Origin of the sequence: Bradyrhizobium septentrionale (assembly GCF_011516645.4) — a bacterium.
Classification (GTDB): domain Bacteria; phylum Pseudomonadota; class Alphaproteobacteria; order Rhizobiales; family Xanthobacteraceae; genus Bradyrhizobium; species Bradyrhizobium septentrionale.
Map to the genome: position 1 here is coordinate 2611828 of NZ_CP088285.1, position 18683 is coordinate 2630510.

Genomic DNA, 18683 nt, shown 5'->3' on the forward strand with positions numbered 1-18683 from the left:
GGGCTTCGCTCCCCATCAATGCGCGGTTCATCATGCGCCGTTCATATTCATAGGACTGCCACAAACCGCCCGCCCCTTGCCTTGTGCGCTGCATTCGGCAATCGTGGCGCGGTCTCATCCGGAGGGGAATCATGAGCGCACATGAAAGTATGGAGCACGCGGAGCATGCCGAGCATGCGTCGGGTGAGAACAAGAAAATCGCACTCCTGATCGCCGTGATCGCGCTCTGCCTGGCGCTGTCGGAGACGCTCGGCAAGGGCGCCCAGACCGAATCGATCAGCAAGAACGTCGAGGCGTCCAACCTCTGGGCCTTCTTCCAGGCCAAGAGCACCCGCCGTACCGCGGTGCAGACCGCGGCCGATCAGGGCAAGCTGAACCTCGCGACCACCACCGACGAGGCGGCCAGGGCTGCGTTGCAGAAGCAGATCGACGACTGGCAGAAGACCGCGGCGCGCTATCGTTCGGAGCCGGAGACCGGCGAGGGTTCAGAGCAACTCGCCGAACGCGCCAAGCACGCCGAGCATGAGCGCGACGAGGCCACCGCGAAGTATCATCACTTCGAGCTGGCCTCCGCCGCCTTCCAGATCGCGATCGTGCTGGCGTCAGCGACGATCATCACGGGCATCATCGCGCTGGCCTGGGTGTCGGGTCTGGTCACGCTGGCCGGCATCGTGATGACGCTGCTCGGCCTGTTCCAGCCGCATTTGCTGCATCTGCATTGAAGGGCTGGGCTCTGCTTTCGGACCGTCATCCCCGCGCAAAGGCTTCGCCTTTATCGCTGGAGGAGCGCGCCCTTGCGCGCGTCTCGAAGGATCGACGGCCACCGGCCGGGCCGTCCATCCTTCGAGGCTCGCCCAGCGGTGCAAGCGCACCGCAAGGCTCGCACCTCAGGATGACGGGGTAAAAGCGCTGCTTAGAGAACCTTGCTGGTCTCATGCACGCTTTTGCGGAAGCGCGCGATCAGGCGCAGCGTACGCGCCGACCAGCCGTCGCCGTCGCCGCGGATCATCTCGAGGATGCGCCGCTTGATCGGTTCGACCAGCGCGGTGGCCTTGGCGCGCAGCCCCATGACGAAATTATAGAGTGCCTCGAACCAGGGCATCTCCAGCAGCTTCGGCCGCGTCACGTCGAACAGGAACGCCGTCACGCCGACGCCGACGATCTTGGCGAACAGGATCAGCGAGACTGCGCTGAGCCAGTATTGGTTCGCCAACAGCCAGAGCCCGACCAGCTTCAGCGGAAACAGCGGGATGACCGGCACGACGAAGACGATCAGCGTCATCGCCGGCGACAGCGAATCGACCCGGTCGGCAAGCCATTGCTTGAGCGCGCGCAGCGGAATCCACGCGACCACCCGCGCCACGATCGGCTCGACGTGGTCCCATAGCCAGGCCTCGATCAGGAAGATGATCGCAAGCAGGACCCAGAACGGCTGAAGCAGGCGGCGCAGCATCACTATGATCTCTACCCGGCACGCGCGCCGGATGTTCGATCACATATGGATGGCGCGCTTGCCGACCGCAAGCGCGGCTTCCTTGATCGCCTCGGAGCGGGTCGGATGCGCGTGGCACGTGCGGGCCAGATCTTCCGCCGATCCGCCGAATTCCATCAGAACGCAGGCTTCATGGATCATTTCGCCGGCTTCCCGGCCGACAATGTGCACGCCGAGCACCCGATCCGTCTTCGCATCTGCGAGAACCTTCACGAAGCCGTCGGTGGTCTGGTTGACCTTGGAGCGGCCGTTTGCAGTGAACGGGAATTTGCCGACGGTATACGCGACGCCGGCCTGCTTGAGGTCTTCCTCGGTCTTGCCGACCGACGACACTTCCGGCGTGGTATACACAACACCTGGAATGACATCGTAGTTCACGTGGCCGGCCTGACCCGCGATGATCTCGGCACAGGCAACGCCTTCGTCTTCCGCCTTGTGCGCAAGCATCGGCCCGGCCACGACGTCGCCGATGGCGTAGATGCCCTTCACATTGGTCGAGAAGTGCGCGTCGATCTCAACCCGGCCGCGATTGTCGAGCGCAACGCCGGCCTCCTTCAGCCCGAGCCCCTCGGTGTAGGGCACGCGGCCGATGCAGACGAGCACGACGTCGGCTTCGATGGTTTCCGCGGCACCGCCGGCGGCCGGCTCGATCTTGGCCTGCAGCGTCTTGCCCGAGGTGTCGACCGCGGTGACCTTGGCGCCGAGCTTGAAGACAAAGCCCTGCTTCTCCAGCATGCGCTGAAATTGTTTTGCCACTTCGCCGTCCATGCCGGGCAGGATGCGGTCGAGAAATTCCACGACCATGACGTCCGCACCGAGACGCCGCCAGACCGAGCCGAGCTCAAGCCCGATCACCCCGGCGCCGATGATCAACAATTTCTCCGGCACTTTCTCCAGCGACAGCGCGCCGGTCGACGACACGATGCGCTTCTCGTCGATCTCGATGCCCTTCAGGCGCGCGATATCGGAGCCGGTGGCGATCACGATGTTCTTGGTCTCGACGGTCTCGGTCTTGCCGTCGCCGGAGACCTCGACCTTGCCGGCGCCGAGGATCTTGCCGGTGCCCTTGAGCACGTCGATCTTGTTCTTCTTCATCAGGAATTCGACGCCTTTGACGTTGCCGTCGATGCCCTGCTGCTTGAAGTTCATCATCGCGGGCAGATCGAGCTTCGGCGCCGGGACACTGACGCCCATCTTGGCGAAGGAGTGCGCGGCCTCCTCGAACATCTCGGAGGCGTGCAGCAGCGCCTTCGACGGCATGCAGCCGACATTGAGGCAAGTGCCGCCCAGCGTCGCATCCTTCTCGACGACGGCAACCTTCATGCCGAGCTGCGCCGCGCGGATCGCGCAGACGTAACCGCCGGGGCCAGTGCCGATGACGACGAGATCGTAAGAAGCCATGATTGAGGTCCTGTAGCTAAACTCTGTGACAGTTGGGCGGGCGCGACCTCGTCGGAAGACCGCTTCCCGCTTCTTGATCGTGTTCTGGAGCCCCGTTCCGATTGAATCGGAACGGGGCTCCAGGTTCTTGTCTTGACGCGTTTTCTTGACGCGAACCGGTACCCACTTCGCGCGAAAACGCTCTAGCGACCGCCCGACACGTCGAGGATCGCGCTGGTGACGTAGGAGGCCTCGTCCGAGATCAGCCAAACGATGGCGTTTGCGATCTCGTCGGCGGTGCCGACGCGCTTCATCGGCACCATATGGGCAAGCCGATGCGCGCGATCGGGCTCGCCACCCGCGGCGTGGATGTCGGTATCGATCAGTCCGGGCCGGATTCCCGCAACGCGGATGCCTTCACCGGCGACTTCGTAGCCGAGGCCGACCGTGAAGGAATCGATCGCCCCTTTGGAGGCCGCATAGTCGACATAGGTGTTGGGCGCGCCGAGCCGCGCCGCGACCGAGGAGAGGTTGACGATGACGCCGCCCTCGCCGCCGTGCTTGGTCGACATCCGCTTCACCGCCTCGCGCGCGCACAAGATGCTGCCGGTGACGTTGACCGCCATCATTTGCTGGATGCGCTCGGCCGACATCTCGTCGACACGCACGCCGCTCTTGCCGACGATGCCGGCATTGTTGACGAGCGCGCCGAGCGTTCCGAAGCTATCGGCGGCCTTGAACAGCGCCAGGATGTCCTGCTCGCTGCCGACATCGCATTTCACTGCGATCGCCTTGCCGTTCCTGGCCTCGATCGCGGCGACGACCTCATTGGCCGCCGCCTGATTGGACGCATAGCCGACCACGATGCGATAGCCGCGCGCGGCAGCAGCGAGCGCGGTGGCGCGGCCGATGCCGCGGCTACCGCCGGTGATGACAACGACCTTATCCGTCACATTGATCCCCAAACGTAAGCACCCAACAGAACGCGACGCCCGAGGTAATCGGGCGCCGCGCGCGAATGACCTTACAGGTCCAGCACCAGGCGGGCCGGATCCTCCAGGCTCTCCTTGACGCGCACCAGGAAGGTGACCGCCTCCTTGCCGTCGATCACGCGGTGATCGTAGGACAGCGCCAGATACATCATCGGCCGCACCTCGATCTTGCCGCCGACCACCATCGGCCGCTCCTGGATCTTGTGCATGCCGAGGATGCCGGACTGCGGCGCGTTGAGGATCGGCGTCGACATCAGCGAGCCGTAGATGCCGCCATTGGTGATGGTGAAGGTGCCGCCCTGCATCTCGTCGATCTTGAGCTGGCCGTCGCGGGCGCGGCGGCCGAAATCGGCGATTCCCTTCTCGATCTCGGCGATCGACTTGTGGTCGCAGTCGCGCACCACCGGCACCACCAGGCCGCGGTCGGTGCCGACCGCAACGCCGATGTGATAGTAGTTCTTGTAGATCAGGTCGGTGCCGTCGATCTCGGCGTTGACGGCGGGAATGTCCTTCAGGCCCTGCACGACGGCCTTGGTGAAGAAGCCCATGAAGCCGAGCTTCGAGCCGTGCTTCTTCTCGAACGTGTCCTTGTAGAGGGCGCGCAGCTTCATCACCTCGGTCATGTCGACCTCGTTGAAGGTCGTCAGCATCGCGGCGGTGTTCTGCACGTCCTTCAGGCGGCGCGCGATGGTCTGGCGCAGCCGGGTCATCTTCACCCGTTCCTCGCGCGCGGCGTCGTCGGCCGGCGACGGGGCACGGACCTGCACCGCGGCAGCCGGCTGGTTGACCGGGGTCGGCGCCGAAGCGGCCTTCTCGATCGCGGCCAGCATGTCGCCCTTGGTGACGCGGCCGTCCTTGCCCGAACCGGGGACCGTGGAAGCATCGACGCCGCTTTCGGCGGACAGCTTGCGCACCGAAGGCGCGAGCGGCGCATCCGCCGGCGGCACCTTGGGCGCAGCCGGTGCGGGAGCGGCGGCAGCCGCCGCAGCGGCCGGCGCGGCAGCCTTGGCGGGCGCAGCGGCAGCAGCCTGCTTGGCCGGGGCAGCGCCGTCATTGATCTGGCCGAGCAGTGCGCCGACGGCGACGGTCTCGCCATCCCTTGCGATGATCTCGCCGAGCGTACCGGCGACCGGCGCTGGCACCTCGATGGTGACCTTGTCGGTCTCCAGCTCCACCAACGGTTCGTCCACCGCGACGGCCTCACCGGCCTTCTTGAACCAGCGGCCGATCGTGGCCTCGGTCACGGATTCCCCGAGCGTTGGAACGCGAATTTCAGTCATGGTCTTTTCCCCGATAACCTTGCGGTCGTAAAACTTGTCTCGCCACCGCCGCCAAAGCGAACGATCCGGTACTCCGTGACGACAGCGCTTGTGCTGGATGACGGGATACCGGATGCCCCGCTTTCGCGGGGCATGGTGTTGGTGAAGATCGTTAGTTCAGTGCGTCGTCGAGCAGCGCCTTGAGCTGCGCCAGATGTTTCGACATCAGGCCGGTGGCGGTCGCCGCCGACGCCGGACGGCCGGCATAGCGCGGCCGCCTGTTGGCTGCGTGGATCTGGTTCAGCACCCATTCCAGGTAGGGCTCGATGAAGTGCCAGGAGCCCATGTTGCGGGGCTCTTCCTGACACCAGACCACCTCGGCATTCTTGAAGCGGCCGAGCTCCTGCACCAGCGCCTTCAGCGGCACCGGATACAGCTGCTCGATGCGCATCAGATAGATGTCGTCGATGCCGCGCTTCTCGCGCTCCTCGTACAGATCGTAATAGACCTTGCCGGAGCACAGCACGACGCGACGGATCTTGTCGTCGGGCACCAGCTTGATCTTCTCGTCCGGCAGCATCTGCGCGTCATCGTACAGGATGCGGTGGAACGTGGCGTTCTCGCCGAGTTCGTCGAGCCGCGACACGGCGCGCTTGTGACGCAGCAGCGATTTCGGCGTCATCAGGATCAGCGGCTTGCGGATTTCGCGATGCAGCTGGCGCCGCAGCGCGTGGAAGTAGTTCGCCGGCGTGGTCGGATAGACCACCTGCATATTGTCCTCGGCGCACATCTGCAGGTAGCGCTCGAGGCGCGCGGAGGAGTGCTCCGGTCCCTGCCCTTCGTAGCCGTGCGGCAGCAGGCAGACGAGGCCCGACATGCGCAGCCATTTGCGTTCGCCCGAGGAGATGAACTGGTCGAACACCACCTGCGCACCATTGGCGAAATCGCCGAACTGCGCTTCCCAGAGCGTCAGCGCGTTCGGCTCGGCGAGCGAGTAGCCGTACTCGAAGCCGAGCACCGCCTCTTCCGACAGCAGCGAGTTGATGACCTCGTAGTGGCCCGTATCCTCGCCGCCGAGATGGTTGAACGGCGTGTAGCGGCTCTCGTCCTCCTGGTCGATCAGGACCGAATGGCGCTGCGAGAAGGTGCCGCGTTCGGAATCCTGGCCGGACAGGCGCACATGATGGCCCTCCTGCAGCAGCGTGCAGAACGCCAGCGCCTCGCCGGTCGCCCAGTCGATGCCGACGCCGGTGTCGATCGCCTTGGCGCGATTGTCGAGGAAGCGCTGGATGGTGCGGTGGGCGCGGAAGCCGTCCGGCACGTTGGTGATCTTGCGGCCGATGTCCTTGAGCACCGCGAGATCGACGCCGGTGATGCCACGGCGCGCGTCTTCTTCCTGATCGGCCGACTTGAATCCTGCCCATTTGCCGTCGAGCCAGTCGGCCTTGTTCGGCTTGTAGCCCGAGCCGGCTTCGAGCTCGGCATCGAGCCGCGCGCGCCAATCGGCCTTGGCCTTCTCAACCTCGCCCTCGGTCAACACGCCGTCGGCGACCAGCCGCTTGGCGTAGATCTCCAGCGTCGACGGATGCGAGGCGATCCGCTTGTACATCACCGGCTGGGTAAACGCCGGCTCGTCGCCCTCGTTGTGGCCGTGGCGACGGTAGCAGAACATGTCGATCACGACCGGCTTGTGGAATTTCTGCCGGAACTCGATCGCGACCTTGGCCGCGAACACCACGGCCTCCGGATCGTCGCCGTTCACGTGGAAAATCGGCGCATCGATCATCTTCGCCACGTCGGACGGATAGGGCGACGAACGCGAGTAGCGCGGATAGGTGGTGAAGCCGATCTGGTTGTTGACGATGAAGTGCAGCGAGCCGCCGGTGCGGTAGCCCTTCAGGTCGGACAGGCTGAAGCATTCCGCCACCACGCCCTGGCCCGCGAACGCCGCGTCGCCGTGCATCAGGAGCGGCAGCACCGAGATCCGCATGTCGGGCGGATCGCCGTGCTGATCCTGCTTGGCGCGCACCTTGCCCATCACGACGGGATCGACGATCTCGAGATGCGACGGATTGGCGGTCAGCGACAGATGGATGTTGTTGCCGTCGAACTCGCGGTCCGAGGACGCGCCGAGGTGATACTTGACGTCGCCGGAGCCTTCGACCGAGTCCGGATTGGCCGAGCCGCCCTTGAATTCATGGAACAGCGCGCGGTGCGGCTTGCCCATCACCTGGGTCAGCACGTTGAGGCGGCCGCGATGCGGCATGCCGACCACGATCTCCTTCACGCCGAGATTGCCGCCGCGCTTGATGATCTGCTCGAGCGCCGGGATCAGCGATTCGCCGCCGTCGAGACCGAAGCGCTTGGTGCCGGTGAACTTGGTGTCGCAGAACTTCTCGAAGCCGTCCGCCTCGATCAGCTTGTTGAGGATCGCCCGGCGCCCCTCCGGCGTGAAGCTGATCTCCTTGTCCGGCCCCTCGATGCGCTCCTGGATCCACGCCTTCTGCGCGGCGTTGGAGATGTGCATGAACTCGACGCCGAGCGTCTGGCAATAGGTGCGCTCGCAGATCTGCACGATCTCGCGCAGCGTGCCGTATTCGAGGCCGAGCACGTGGTCGAGGAAGATCTTGCGATCGAAGTCCGCCTCGGTGAAGCCATAGGAGCGCGGGTCGAGCTCCTCGCGGTCGCGCGGCGCCTCGATGCCGAGCGGGTCGAGCTTGGCGTGGAAATGGCCGCGCATCCGGTAGGCGCGGATCAGCATCAGGGCGCGAACCGAATCGCGGGTGGCCTGATGCACGTCGGTGTCGGAGAGCGCGGCGCCCTTGGCCTGCGCCTTGGCGGCGAGCTTGGTGCCGACCGCCTTCTCGACCTGGGCCCAGTTGCCGTCGAGCGCCGAGGTCAGCTCATCGCGCGGCGTCACCGGCCAGTTGTCGCGGCCCCACGAGGCGCCCTCGGCGTTCTTCTGGACGTCGGCCGGGGCGTCCTTCAGACTTTTGAAGAAATCCTGCCATTCGGCGTCGACCGACGACGGGTCCTGCTCGTAGCGGGCGTAGAGGTCGTCGATGTAGGCGGCGTTGGTACCCTGCAGGAAGGATGAGAGAGCAAAAGCGGCGTTCGCGTCTTGGCGAGACATGAGGCAGTCCTGGTGATTTTTTTCGGTTCGCGCGTGGAAGACGGCGCAAGTGCCGGTCTGAGAAGAGCGCCGGCTGGGTCGTTACCCTTTACCCTATCTAGGACAGATATTCCTGCCTAAAAGAACCAAGAAATGAATATGGTTTCATATTTTATTGATCCGCCCGATCGGCGGGTAATGCGCGTAAAAATGCGCGGTTCCCGGACGGGAACCCGCCGGAAACCGCGCCATACCCCGAAGGGAACCTCGCCCGAAGGCGGCTACTTCAGCATCTCCGCGAGCGTGTGCCCGAGCCGCGCCGGCGACGGCGACACCCTGATGCCGGCCGCTTCCATCGCCGCGGTCTTGGAGCCGGCGTCGCCCTTGCCGCCGGAGATGATCGCACCGGCATGGCCCATGCGGCGGCCGGGAGGTGCGGTGACACCGGCGATGAAGCCAACCATCGGCTTCTTGCGGCCGCGCTTGGCCTCGTCCTTGAGGAACTGGGCGGCGTCTTCCTCGGCGGAGCCGCCGATTTCGCCGATCATGACGATCGACTTGGTTTTCTCGTCGGCCAGGAACATCTCCAGCACGTCGATAAACTCGGTGCCCTTGACCGGATCGCCGCCGATGCCGACCGCGGTGGTCTGGCCGAGGCCCTCCTGGGTGGTCTGGAACACAGCCTCATAGGTCAGGGTGCCGGAGCGGGAGACGATGCCGACCGAGCCGGGCTTGAAGATGTTGGCCGGCATGATGCCGATTTTGCACTCGCCGGCGGTCATCACGCCGGGGCAGTTCGGCCCGATCAGCCGCGACTTGGAGCCGGACAGCGAGCGCTTCACGCGCACCATGTCGAGCACCGGAATGCCCTCGGTGATGCAGACGATCAGCGGGATCTCCGCATCGATCGCCTCGCAGATCGCATCCGCCGCGCCCGGCGGCGGAACATAGACCACGCTGGCGTCGGCGCCGGTCTTCGCACGCGCCTCCGCGACGGTGTCGAACACCGGCAGGTTGAGATGGGTCGAGCCGCCTTTGCCCGGCGCCACGCCGCCGACCATCTTGGTGCCGTAAGCGATCGCCGCTTCCGAGTGGAATGTACCGTTCTTGCCGGTGAAGCCCTGGCAGATGACCTTGGTGTTCTTGTCGATCAGAATGGACATGGGATGCTTTCGCGAGACGAGCGGTGAAGGGTTTCAGTGAACACGCCGGTAGACGCCGGTGAGCACGTCGGCCCACCCTTCCGCGTCAGGCGAGAATTGGATTTTCATGTTGTAGGTGTTGTCGTCGACGACCTCGTAGACATGACGGGCGTTGCCGCGCAACGAACCGCGCACCAGGATCAGCGACTTGCCCGCCCAGCCGCCGGACGCCGGCGACGGCGGATAGTAGCCGAGCGAATCGTGCCAGAACAATTTGTAGGCCCGATCGTCGCGGTCGTAGGTGAAGACGCCGTGGGTGGCGAAGCTCTCCTTGCCGTCGCGGGTCTGCACGCTGTCCTGGATCAGGTAGAAACCGTTGAGCGCGATGCGCGCGACGACATGCGAGCTCGCCGGACCGCCCGCGGTCCAGCGCGACGGATAGACCATCTCTTCGCCATTCCACTCGCCCGCGAAAACCGCGAGCTTGCGGTGTTCTTCCAGCGGTGTCGGAGCGTCGAGATGACCGGCCATCGTTAGCCTCCCTTGACGGCTTTCACGATCTTCTGTGCTGCGTCATCGAGATTGTCGGCGGGCAGGACGTTGAGGCCGCTCTCGCGGATGATCTTCTTGCCCTGCTCGACATTGGTGCCTTCGAGGCGCACCACCAGCGGCACCTTGAGGCCGACCTGCTTCACCGCGGCGACCACGCCTTCGGCGATCACGTCGCACTTCATGATGCCGCCGAAGATGTTGACCAGGATGCCCTTCACGTTCGGATCGGCGGTGATGATCTTGAACGCGGCCGCGACCTTCTCCACGCTGGCGCCGCCGCCGACGTCGAGGAAGTTCGCCGGCTCCATGCCGTAGAGCTTGATGATGTCCATGGTCGCCATGGCGAGGCCGGCGCCGTTGACCATGCAGCCGATCGTGCCGTCGAGCGCGACATAGTTGAGGTCGTATTTCGACGCCTCGATTTCCTTGGCGTCCTCCTCGGTCTCGTCGCGCAGCGCCACCACGTCCGGGTGACGATAGAGCGCGTTGCTGTCGAACGACACCTTGGCGTCGAGCACGCGGAGCTGGCCCTGCTTGGTGACGACGAGCGGGTTGATCTCGAGCATCGCCATGTCCTTGGCGGCGAAGGCGGTGTAGAGCTGGCCGGTCAGCTTCTCGGCCTGCTTGGCAAGATCGCCCTTCAGCTTCAGCGCCTCGGCGACGGTGCGGCCGTGGTGCGGCATGATGCCGGTGGCGGGATCGACCGAGAACGAGACGATCTTTTCCGGGGTCGAATGCGCGACCTCTTCGATGTTGACGCCGCCTTCGGTCGACACCACGAAGGAGATTTCGGAGGTCTCGCGATTGACCAGGATCGAGAGATAGAACTCCTTGTCGATCTCGGAGCCTTCCTCGATGTAGAGGCGGTTGACCTGCTTGCCGTGCGGGCCGGTCTGCACCGTGACTAGGGTCGCGCCGAGCATCTGCTTGGCGAACGCGTCGACCTCGGCGACCGACTTGGCGATCCGGACACCGCCCTTGTCGCCGGCGGATGCTTCCTTGAACTTGCCCTTGCCGCGGCCGCCGGCATGGATCTGGCTCTTCACCACCCAGATCGGGCCGGGAAGCTGCTTGGCCGCCGCGTCGGCTTCTTCAGCCTTCAGCACCGGCACGCCGCGCGAGATCGGCACGCCGAATTCATGCAGCAGAGCCTTGGCCTGGTATTCATGGATATTCATCGATCGTCGCTCCCAAACCCTCGTGCGGCGAACTTCACGTCAGCCTGAATCTGGCATACCATATACCAGGCCTCGTGCAACTAGAAAATTCGCCGGAATTTCATCACCTTGCACCCGACAGGCGCTCGGAACCGCCTATCGGGCCATTGCTAACTCAGATCACTTCCCGAGCAGATCGGGCGCGATCTTCTTGCAGGCGTCGACCAGGCCCTGCACCGAGGCAACCGACTTGTCGAAGGCCTCGCGGTCCTTGCCGGCCAGCTCGATCTCGACGATGCGCTCGACACCCTTGGAGCCGATCACCGTAGGCACGCCGACATACATGTCCTTCACGCCGTACTCGCCGTTGAGATAGGCGGCGCAGGGCAGCACGCGCTTCTTGTCCTTCAGATAGCTCTCGGCCATCTGGATCGCCGACGCCGCCGGCGCGTAGAAGGCGGAGCCGGTCTTGAGCAGATTGACGATCTCGGCGCCGCCATTGCGGGTGCGATCGACGATCTCGTCGATCCGCGCCTGCGAGGTCCAGCCCATCTTGACGAGGTCGGGCAGCGGGATGCCGGCAACGGTCGAGTAGCGGGTCAGCGGCACCATGGTGTCGCCGTGGCCGCCGAGCACGAAGGCGGTGACGTCTTCGACCGAGACGTTGAATTCGTCGGCCAGGAAGTAGCGGAAACGCGCGGAGTCGAGCACGCCGGCCATGCCGACCACCTTCTTGTGCGGCAGGCCCGAAGCCTTCTGCAGCGCCCACACCATCGCATCCAGCGGGTTGGTGATGCAGATGACGAAGGCGTCGGGGGCGTACTTCTTGATGCCGGCGCCGACCTGCTCCATGACCTTGAGGTTGATCGACAGGAGATCGTCGCGGCTCATGCCCGGCTTGCGCGGCACGCCCGCGGTAACGATGCAGACCTTGGCGCCGTCGAGCGCCTCATAGGAGTTGGCGCCGACCAGATTGGAGTCGAAGCCGTCGACCGGCGACGACTGCGCGATGTCGAGCGCCTTGCCCTGCGGCACGCCCTCGGCGATATCGAACAGCACGACGTCTCCGAGTTCCTTGAGGCCAACGAGGTGCGCCAGCGTTCCGCCGATCTGTCCGGAGCCAATCAGAGCAATCTTGTCGCGTGCCATGGGAAATCAGTCCTTTGAACTGGGTGCAGGAGGGAGGGAAGTCGGTTGCAAGGGTGGTTATCCCTTTCGAATGATCCATTCAAGTCGCGGCCTGCCCAATTGCGGGCCCTGCCTGGAATTCGATCAGGCATGCCAGCAACATCCGTCCCGGAGACACGGAAAGTTGCTCCGAACCGCACCGCGCGCAAGACCGAATTTCGAGGCCGAATTTCGAGGCTGAGTGTCAGGTCTCGACCAGGCCGGTCGACGAGCCACTTGCGGAGGAGTCCTTCCGGCCATGCGGCAGCGCCAAATAGGATTCCGAGCTCATTTCGATCAGGCGCGAGGATGTGCGCTTGAATTCCATCGCCTCGATGCCGTCTTCCGCAAGGTACAGCGACACCGGATCGGCCTCGGCCGAGGCCATCAACTTCACGGCATTGTCATAGAGCGTGTCGATCAGCGAGATGAAGCGCTTGGCGGCATTGCGCTCGGCGTAGTCCATCACCGGAATGTGGTCGATCAGGATCGTGTGGTAGTCGTGCGCGAGCCTGAGGTAGTCGGACGCGGCAAGCGGCTTCTCGCAGATATCGGCGAAGCTGAAGCGTGCGACGCCATGCGACGAGCACGGCACAATCAGCAGACGCTTCTTGATCTCGATAAGGCGCGCCTTGCACGGCGCGTTGCCGGTCATCTTGCGCCACGCCGCGTTGAGCGCCTCGCGAGCCGCGTCATCCGCGGGCACCAGCCACATCTTCACGCCGACGAGCTTCTCGAGCCGGAAGTCTGTGCGCGCATCGAGCCGCAGCACATCCATGTGGTCGGTGATCTGCGCGATGAACGGCAGGAACAGCGCGCGATTGAGCCCGCCCTTGTAGAGGTCGTCTGGCGCAACGTTCGACGTCGCGACCACGACGGTGCCGAGATCGAACAGCTTTGCGAACAGCCGCCCGAGGATCATCGCGTCCGCAATGTCGGTGACGTGGAATTCGTCGAAGCAGAGCAGCCAGGCCTCGTCGAAGATCGCCTGCGCGGTAAGCCCGATCACGTCGCCGTCCGAGATCTCGCCGCGCGCGATCTGCTGACGGTAGCCGTAGATCCGCTCATGCGCCTCGGCCATGAATTCGTGGAAATGCGCGCGGCGCTTGTGCTCGACCGGGCTCTGCTGGAAGAACAGATCCATCAGCATGGTCTTGCCGCGGCCGACCTCGCCATGGACGTAGAGGCCGCGCGGCGGCTTGTCGTCCTTGTCGCCGCCGAACAGCCGTCCGAACAGGCCCTGCTTGCGCTGCGGCTTGTAGCTCGCGAGCCGCTCGTCCAGCGCGCCGAACGCTTCAGCGGCGCGCGCCTGCGCAGGATCGGCCTCGATCGCGCCGGAGGCGACCAGGGCGTTGTAGTGTTCGAGAAAGGAACTCGGCGAGGTGGACAACATGGGCCCACCTTACGGCCCTAGTGCGCGGAAAAATGCAAGTCGGGAATTGTGCCAACGGCCATGCAGGCAACGGGTATGCGGGCGCAGGCCCTTGCATACCACGGCCGACCGCACGGGCTGCCTGACACCTCAAGCCGCGGTCTGCGATGCCTTACGCGCAGAGCGCGTAGGAATCCTCGACCACGTAAGGGCCGCCGCCTGTCGACGCCCGCGACGAGAACAGCACGAAGCGGTCCGCCAGGAAGCTGCGGCTCGGGAAGTAGCCGCGCACGGACAGATAATCCGCGACGTCCTGGCTCGAGGCGTCATGCAAACGCGCGAGCGTGACATGGGGCGTGAATTTCCTGCCCTCGGGATCGAGCCCCATCCGCTGCATCATCCGCTCGAGCTCGGCCTGCAGTTCGATCAGCGGGCGGCTCGGCTCGACGGCGGCAACCACCGCGCGCGGCTTGCGTCCGCCGAAGCTCGACAGGCCTTGCAGTTTGACCTCGAACGGCTTGCGGTTCACCCGGAACAGCATCGTTGCGATCTCGTTGGCCCACATGCCATCGATGTCGCCGATGAAGCGCAGAGTGACGTGATAATTTTCGGGATCGATCCAGCGTGCGCCGGGAAGGCCACCACGCAAGCTGGAGAGGGTTTGGCCGATTTCGGCCGGAATTTCCAGTCCAGTGAACAGACGCGGCATCGCAATAATCCTCGATGCTTGGCGCGAGTTTTGGGAGCCCGCACCCTGTAACAGACCCCGGTGACGAATCACCGATGCCTATTTGTACCCGAGATATGTGACTCTGCGAAGCATGACCGGTTAACAGCTCGTAAACCTACGGACACCACACGGCTCGCTGCCTGCGATTCAACTGCGTTGCCCTGATAATGCGCCGAGAAATGCCTCCACCGTGGGCAGCATGTTGTTCACGACAATGTCGACGCCCGCTGCCGTCGGATGCATGCCGTCGGCCTGGTTGAGCTTGGCATCGGCAGCAACGCCGTCGAGGAAGAATGGATAGAGCGGCACGCCAAGGGATTTCGACAGATCCGGATAGATCGCGTTGAACTTCGCTGCATAGTCGCTGCCATAGTTCGGCGGCGCCAGCATGCCGCACAAGAGCACGGCGATCTTGCGCGCCTGCAACTTTGTGATGATGTCGGAGAGCGCGGCACGCGTCACCGCGGGATCGATGCCGCGCAGCGCATCGTTGGCGCCGAGCTCGACGATCACCGCATCGGTTCCGTCAGGCACCGACCAGTCGAGCCGCTCGCGGCCGCCTGAGGCGGTGTCGCCGGACAGCCCGGCATTGGTCATCTCGACCTTTATCCCCTTGGCTTCCAAGGCCTTTTGCAGCCGGACCGGGAACGCCGCCGGGCCAGGAAGGCCGTAACCGGCGCTCAGGGAATCGCCCAGGACCACCATTTTGACCGGTTTTGCCGAACCTGCCGCGGGGCCCTTCTCCGGTCCCGGTGTCTGCGCGCTTGCCGCCGTCATCAAGCCCATAAGCAACACGAGTATGTGCACGAAGATTCTCAACCGGCCCTCGACCGCAGCCGCGGAAGTGCCATATGACCGAACCATGGACAGTCTCATCGAATCCTCTTCACTGACCGACGTCGAGCCGGACACCATTGCCGTCAGGAACGTCAATCTCTCGCTCGGCACCGGCGCGGCACGGGTTCATATCCTCAAAGATATCAGCCTTCGTGTGGCAGCGGGTGAGGCCATCGGCCTGATCGGCCCGTCGGGCTCGGGCAAGTCGACCTTGCTGATGGTGATGGCGGGGCTTGAACGTCCTGACAGTGGAGAAGTGGTCGTCAACGGCACCGCGTTCAATGCCCTCGATGAAGATGCGCTGGCGCGCTTCCGCGGTCGCCAGGTCGGCATCGTCTTCCAGTCGTTCCATCTGATCCCGACCATGACCGCGCTGGAGAACGTCGCCGTGCCGCTCGAGCTCGCCGGCAATCCCGATGCCGCGGCGCGCGCCGCGCAGGAGCTGCAATCGGTCGGGCTCGGCGAACGCCTGCATCACTATCCGACGCAATTGTCCGGCGGCGAGCAGCAGCGCGTCGCGATCGCGCGTGCGCTCGCACCCGATCCCGCGATCCTCGTCGCCGACGAGCCGACCGGAAATCTCGACGAGACGACCGGAAAGCAGATCGTCGATTTGCTGTTCACCAAGCACGCCGAGCGCGGCATGACGCTGGTGCTGGTGACGCACGACCTCGCGCTCGCCCAGCGCTGCGACCGCGTCGTGCGGCTGCGTTCCGGCCGCATCGACGGACAATCCACGAGATGAGCATTGCGTCCGAAGTCGCTATCCAGGGTCGCGCGTCGTCGCTTGCCTTCCGATATGCGCTGCGCGAATTGCGCGGCGGCCTGCGCGGCTTCTACGTCTTCATCGCCTGCATCGCGCTCGGCGTGATGGCGATTGCCGGCGTCGGCTCGGTCGCCGCGAGCCTCGGCGACGGCCTGTCGCGCGAGGGGCGCACGCTGCTCGGCGGCGACGTCGCGTTCTCGCTGATCTCGCGCGAGGCCAAGCCCGACGAGATCGCCTATTTGCGCACGCGCGGCGAGGTTTCGGTCGCAGCCACACTCCGCGCGATGGCCCGCAGCGGCGACGGCAAGCTCGCGCTGGTCGAGCTCAAGGCGGTCGACGGCAGATATCCGATGCTCGGCGAACTGACGCTCGAGCCGAACATGCCGGTCGCCGACCTGCTCGCCGAACGCGACGGCGTCTATGGCGCGGCGGCCGATTCAACGCTGCTGGCGCGGCTCGACCTCAAGCTCGGCGACCGCGTCACCATCGGCAGCGCGACCTACCAGATCCGCAGCGTGGTGGCGGCCGAGCCCGACAAGCTCGCCGGCGGCGTCGGCCTCGGCCCGCGCTTCCTGATCAACGAAGCCAGCCTGCACGCCACCGACCTGCTGCAACCGGGCAGCCTGGTGCGCTGGATCTACCGGGTGAAGCTGCCCGAGGGCGCCAACGACGATCGCGCCACCACCGCGCTGATCGACGGCGCGCGGGCTGCGGCACCGGAGGCCGGCTGGGAGGTCCGCAGCCGCAGCAACGCCTCGCCGCAGCTTGAGCGCACCATTAACCGCTTCACCCAGTTCCTGACCCTGGTCGGCCTGGCCGCGCTGCTGGTCGGCGGTGTCGGCGTCGCCAATGCCGTGAAGAGCCATATCGACCGGCGCCGCGACGTCATCGCCTCGTTCAAGGCGCTCGGCGCCACCGGTCGCGACGTCTTCACGATCTATTGCACGCAGGTGGTGGTGCTGGCCGGGATCGGTTCGGTGATCGGGCTCGTGCTCGGCGCCGCGCTGCCCTTCGTCATCGTCGGCCTGTTCGGCAAGCTGCTGCCGCTCCCGGTCGTGCCCGCCTTGCATCCCGACGAGCTAGCGCTCTCCTTCCTCTACGGCCAGCTCACCGCGCTGGCGTTCGGGCTGTGGCCGCTCGGCCGGGTGCATGACGTGCCGGTCGCCGCGCTGTTCCGCGAGACCATCACCAGCGAGTGGCACCGCCCGCGCTGGAGCTATCTGGCGCTGATGGCCGTGGTGATCGCGCTCCTGATCGGGGTTGCGATCGGGCTTGCCTATGACAAGCGGGTCGCGACCGTCTTCGTCGTCGCCTCGATCGCGGTGTTCCTGCTGTTGCGCGGGATCGCCGAAATCCTGATGGCGGTGGCGCGCCGGCTGCCGCGCAGCCGCATCACCATGCTGCGGCTCGCGATCGCCAACATCCACCGGCCGGGCGCGCTGACGCCGTCGGTCGTGCTGTCGCTCGGGCTCGGGCTCGCGGTGCTCGTCACCATCACCCAGATCGACGGCAATCTGCGCCGGCAATTTTTGGCCGCGCTGCCGGACCGGGCGCCGTCATTCTTCTTCATCGACATCCCCTCCACCGAGGCCGACCGCTTTGCCGCCTTCCTGGCGCAGATCGCGCCTGGCTCGACCGTCGAGGACGTGCCGATGCTGCGCGGGCGCATCGTCGCCGCGCGCGGCGTCAAGGGCGACCAGCTCAAGCCGTCAGTCGATTCGGAATGGGTGCTGCAGAGCGACCGCGGCCTGACCTACACCGGCGAGATCCCCAAGGGCTCGAAGATCGTCGAGGGCGAATGGTGGGGGCCGGACTACAGCGGACCGCCGCTGGTCTCGATGGAGAAGAAGATCGCCGACGGCCTGGATCTGAAGATCGGCGACGAGATCGTGGTCAACGTGCTCGGCCGCGACGTATCGGCGAAGATCGCCAACCTGCGCAACATCGACTGGCAGGGTCTCGGCATCAACTTCGTGCTGGTGTTCTCGCCGAATGCCTTCAGGGGCGCACCGCACAGCCATGTCGCGACGCTGACCGAACCACATGCTGACAACGCGGACGATGCGCGCATCATCAAGCAGGTCACCGACGCGTTCCCGATGGTGACCAGCGTGCGGGTCCGCGAGGCGCTGGAGACGGTCGGCAGCGTGGTCAGCAATCTGGTGCTAGCGATCCGCGGCGCCAGCGCGGTGACGCTGATCTCGGCGATCCTGGTGCTGGGCGGCGCGCTCGCGGCAGGTCACCGCCACCGCGTCTACGACGCCGTGATTCTCAAGACGCTCGGCGCCACGCGGGTGCGATTGCTCGGCGCCTACGCGCTAGAGTATCTGATGATCGGTTTTGCAACCGCCTTATTCGGTGTGATCGCCGGTTCGATCGCGGCCTGGCTGATCGTGACGCGACTGATGACGCTGAGCTTCATCTGGCAGGCCGGCAGCGCCGCGCTGGTCGTGGTCGCCGCGCTGATCGTCACGGTTGGGTTGGGGCTGGCCGGAACGCTGCTCGCGCTGAATCAGAAGCCGGCCTCGGTGCTGCGGAATTTGTGACAATTTGTAGCGGCACCGAGGCCGTTTTTCCCTATACTGTTCGCGCAGAGCGACATTCGGCCGCGCGTGGAAGCTTGCGTCGGATGTGTTAATTTCCCACATACCAATCGAGCCGGATGGTCGGTTGAATGACACGGAATTAATATTCCGCAAACCGAGCCATCTGAGATAGATTTACG

15 protein-coding genes are annotated in these 18683 nt (G+C 65.0%); 3 read left to right on the forward strand and 12 right to left on the reverse strand.

All coding sequences use genetic code 11. The features are described from left to right. Positions 1 to 131 precede the first annotated feature (131 nt). Positions 132 to 722 (forward strand): DUF4337 domain-containing protein, encoded by a 591-nt coding sequence (locus HAP48_RS14140; protein WP_166213289.1) that lies wholly within the window; start codon positions 132 to 134, stop codon positions 720 to 722. 191 nt (positions 723 to 913) lie between these two features. Here the strand turns inward: HAP48_RS14140 and HAP48_RS14145 are convergent, their stop codons facing one another. The 12 genes from HAP48_RS14145 to HAP48_RS14200 all read right to left on the reverse strand — a co-directional run bounded on the left by HAP48_RS14145 (position 914) and on the right by HAP48_RS14200 (position 15162). Next, positions 914 to 1453 (reverse strand): hypothetical protein, encoded by a 540-nt coding sequence (locus HAP48_RS14145; protein ID WP_166213288.1) that lies wholly within the window; start codon positions 1451 to 1453, stop codon positions 914 to 916. A 39-nt stretch (positions 1454 to 1492) separates the two neighbouring features. Then, the gene (lpdA, locus tag HAP48_RS14150) at positions 1493 to 2893 is read right to left on the reverse strand and encodes a dihydrolipoyl dehydrogenase (protein ID WP_166213287.1); all 1401 of its coding nucleotides are present in this window, start codon (positions 2891 to 2893) and stop codon (positions 1493 to 1495) included. Between the two features lie 182 nt (positions 2894 to 3075). After that, positions 3076 to 3825 carry an SDR family oxidoreductase gene (locus HAP48_RS14155; protein ID WP_166213286.1) on the reverse strand — a complete coding sequence of 250 codons (750 nt, stop codon included), beginning with the start codon at positions 3823 to 3825 and terminating at the stop codon, positions 3076 to 3078. Between the two features lie 71 nt (positions 3826 to 3896). Further along, complete coding sequence (odhB, locus tag HAP48_RS14160) at positions 3897 to 5144, reverse strand: 2-oxoglutarate dehydrogenase complex dihydrolipoyllysine-residue succinyltransferase (RefSeq protein ID WP_166213285.1); 1248 nt, start codon at positions 5142 to 5144, stop codon at positions 3897 to 3899. A gap of 151 nt (positions 5145 to 5295) precedes the next feature. Then, a complete protein-coding gene (locus HAP48_RS14165) occupies positions 5296 to 8256 on the reverse strand; it encodes a 2-oxoglutarate dehydrogenase E1 component (protein WP_166213284.1) in 2961 nt (986 codons plus the stop codon). A 260-nt stretch (positions 8257 to 8516) separates the two neighbouring features. Further along, on the reverse strand, positions 8517 to 9398 hold the full coding sequence (gene sucD / locus HAP48_RS14170) for a succinate--CoA ligase subunit alpha (RefSeq protein WP_166213283.1): 882 nt from the start codon (positions 9396 to 9398) through the stop codon (positions 8517 to 8519). Between the two features lie 33 nt (positions 9399 to 9431). Then, positions 9432 to 9908 carry a DUF1579 family protein gene (locus HAP48_RS14175; protein WP_029081327.1) on the reverse strand — a complete coding sequence of 159 codons (477 nt, stop codon included), beginning with the start codon at positions 9906 to 9908 and terminating at the stop codon, positions 9432 to 9434. 2 nt (positions 9909 to 9910) lie between these two features. Further along, complete coding sequence (gene sucC, locus HAP48_RS14180; RefSeq protein ID WP_166213282.1) at positions 9911 to 11107, reverse strand: ADP-forming succinate--CoA ligase subunit beta; 1197 nt, start codon at positions 11105 to 11107, stop codon at positions 9911 to 9913. 159 nt (positions 11108 to 11266) lie between these two features. Beyond that, a complete protein-coding gene (gene mdh, locus HAP48_RS14185; RefSeq protein WP_166213281.1) occupies positions 11267 to 12235 on the reverse strand; it encodes a malate dehydrogenase in 969 nt (322 codons plus the stop codon). A gap of 223 nt (positions 12236 to 12458) precedes the next feature. Then, positions 12459 to 13646, reverse strand: coding sequence for a cell division protein ZapE (gene zapE, locus HAP48_RS14190; protein WP_166213280.1), 1188 nt, complete (start codon positions 13644 to 13646; stop codon positions 12459 to 12461). Positions 13647 to 13797: 151 nt separating this feature from the next. Next, positions 13798 to 14334 (reverse strand): RNA 2',3'-cyclic phosphodiesterase, encoded by a 537-nt coding sequence (thpR, locus tag HAP48_RS14195; protein WP_166213279.1) that lies wholly within the window; start codon positions 14332 to 14334, stop codon positions 13798 to 13800. Between the two features lie 168 nt (positions 14335 to 14502). Further along, on the reverse strand, positions 14503 to 15162 hold the full coding sequence (locus tag HAP48_RS14200; RefSeq protein ID WP_166216407.1) for an arylesterase: 660 nt from the start codon (positions 15160 to 15162) through the stop codon (positions 14503 to 14505). Between the two features lie 55 nt (positions 15163 to 15217). Between HAP48_RS14200 and HAP48_RS14205 the strand changes: the two genes are divergently transcribed. Then, positions 15218 to 15937, forward strand: a complete 720-nt coding sequence (locus tag HAP48_RS14205; RefSeq protein ID WP_166213278.1) for an ABC transporter ATP-binding protein — start codon at positions 15218 to 15220, stop codon at positions 15935 to 15937. After that, positions 15934 to 18504 (forward strand): ABC transporter permease, encoded by a 2571-nt coding sequence (locus HAP48_RS14210; protein WP_166213277.1) that lies wholly within the window; start codon positions 15934 to 15936, stop codon positions 18502 to 18504. Before HAP48_RS14205 ends, HAP48_RS14210 begins: the two co-directional genes overlap by 4 nt. The last annotated feature ends 179 nt before the right edge of the window (positions 18505 to 18683 follow it).

Coding starts and splice junctions, on each gene's coding strand:
- HAP48_RS14140 (WP_166213289.1), top strand. CDS start 132: ATGAGCGCACATGAAAGTATGGAGCACGCGGAGCATGCCGAGCATGCG.
- HAP48_RS14145 (WP_166213288.1), bottom strand. CDS start 1,453: ATGCTGCGCCGCCTGCTTCAGCCGTTCTGGGTCCTGCTTGCGATCATC.
- lpdA (WP_166213287.1), bottom strand. CDS start 2,893: ATGGCTTCTTACGATCTCGTCGTCATCGGCACTGGCCCCGGCGGTTAC.
- odhB (WP_166213285.1), bottom strand. CDS start 5,144: ATGACTGAAATTCGCGTTCCAACGCTCGGGGAATCCGTGACCGAGGCC.
- HAP48_RS14165 (WP_166213284.1), bottom strand. CDS start 8,256: ATGTCTCGCCAAGACGCGAACGCCGCTTTTGCTCTCTCATCCTTCCTG.
- sucD (WP_166213283.1), bottom strand. CDS start 9,398: ATGTCCATTCTGATCGACAAGAACACCAAGGTCATCTGCCAGGGCTTC.
- HAP48_RS14175 (WP_029081327.1), bottom strand. CDS start 9,908: ATGGCCGGTCATCTCGACGCTCCGACACCGCTGGAAGAACACCGCAAG.
- sucC (WP_166213282.1), bottom strand. CDS start 11,107: ATGAATATCCATGAATACCAGGCCAAGGCTCTGCTGCATGAATTCGGC.
- mdh (WP_166213281.1), bottom strand. CDS start 12,235: ATGGCACGCGACAAGATTGCTCTGATTGGCTCCGGACAGATCGGCGGA.
- zapE (WP_166213280.1), bottom strand. CDS start 13,646: ATGTTGTCCACCTCGCCGAGTTCCTTTCTCGAACACTACAACGCCCTG.
- thpR (WP_166213279.1), bottom strand. CDS start 14,334: ATGCCGCGTCTGTTCACTGGACTGGAAATTCCGGCCGAAATCGGCCAA.
- HAP48_RS14205 (WP_166213278.1), top strand. CDS start 15,218: ATGGACAGTCTCATCGAATCCTCTTCACTGACCGACGTCGAGCCGGAC.
- HAP48_RS14210 (WP_166213277.1), top strand. CDS start 15,934: ATGAGCATTGCGTCCGAAGTCGCTATCCAGGGTCGCGCGTCGTCGCTT.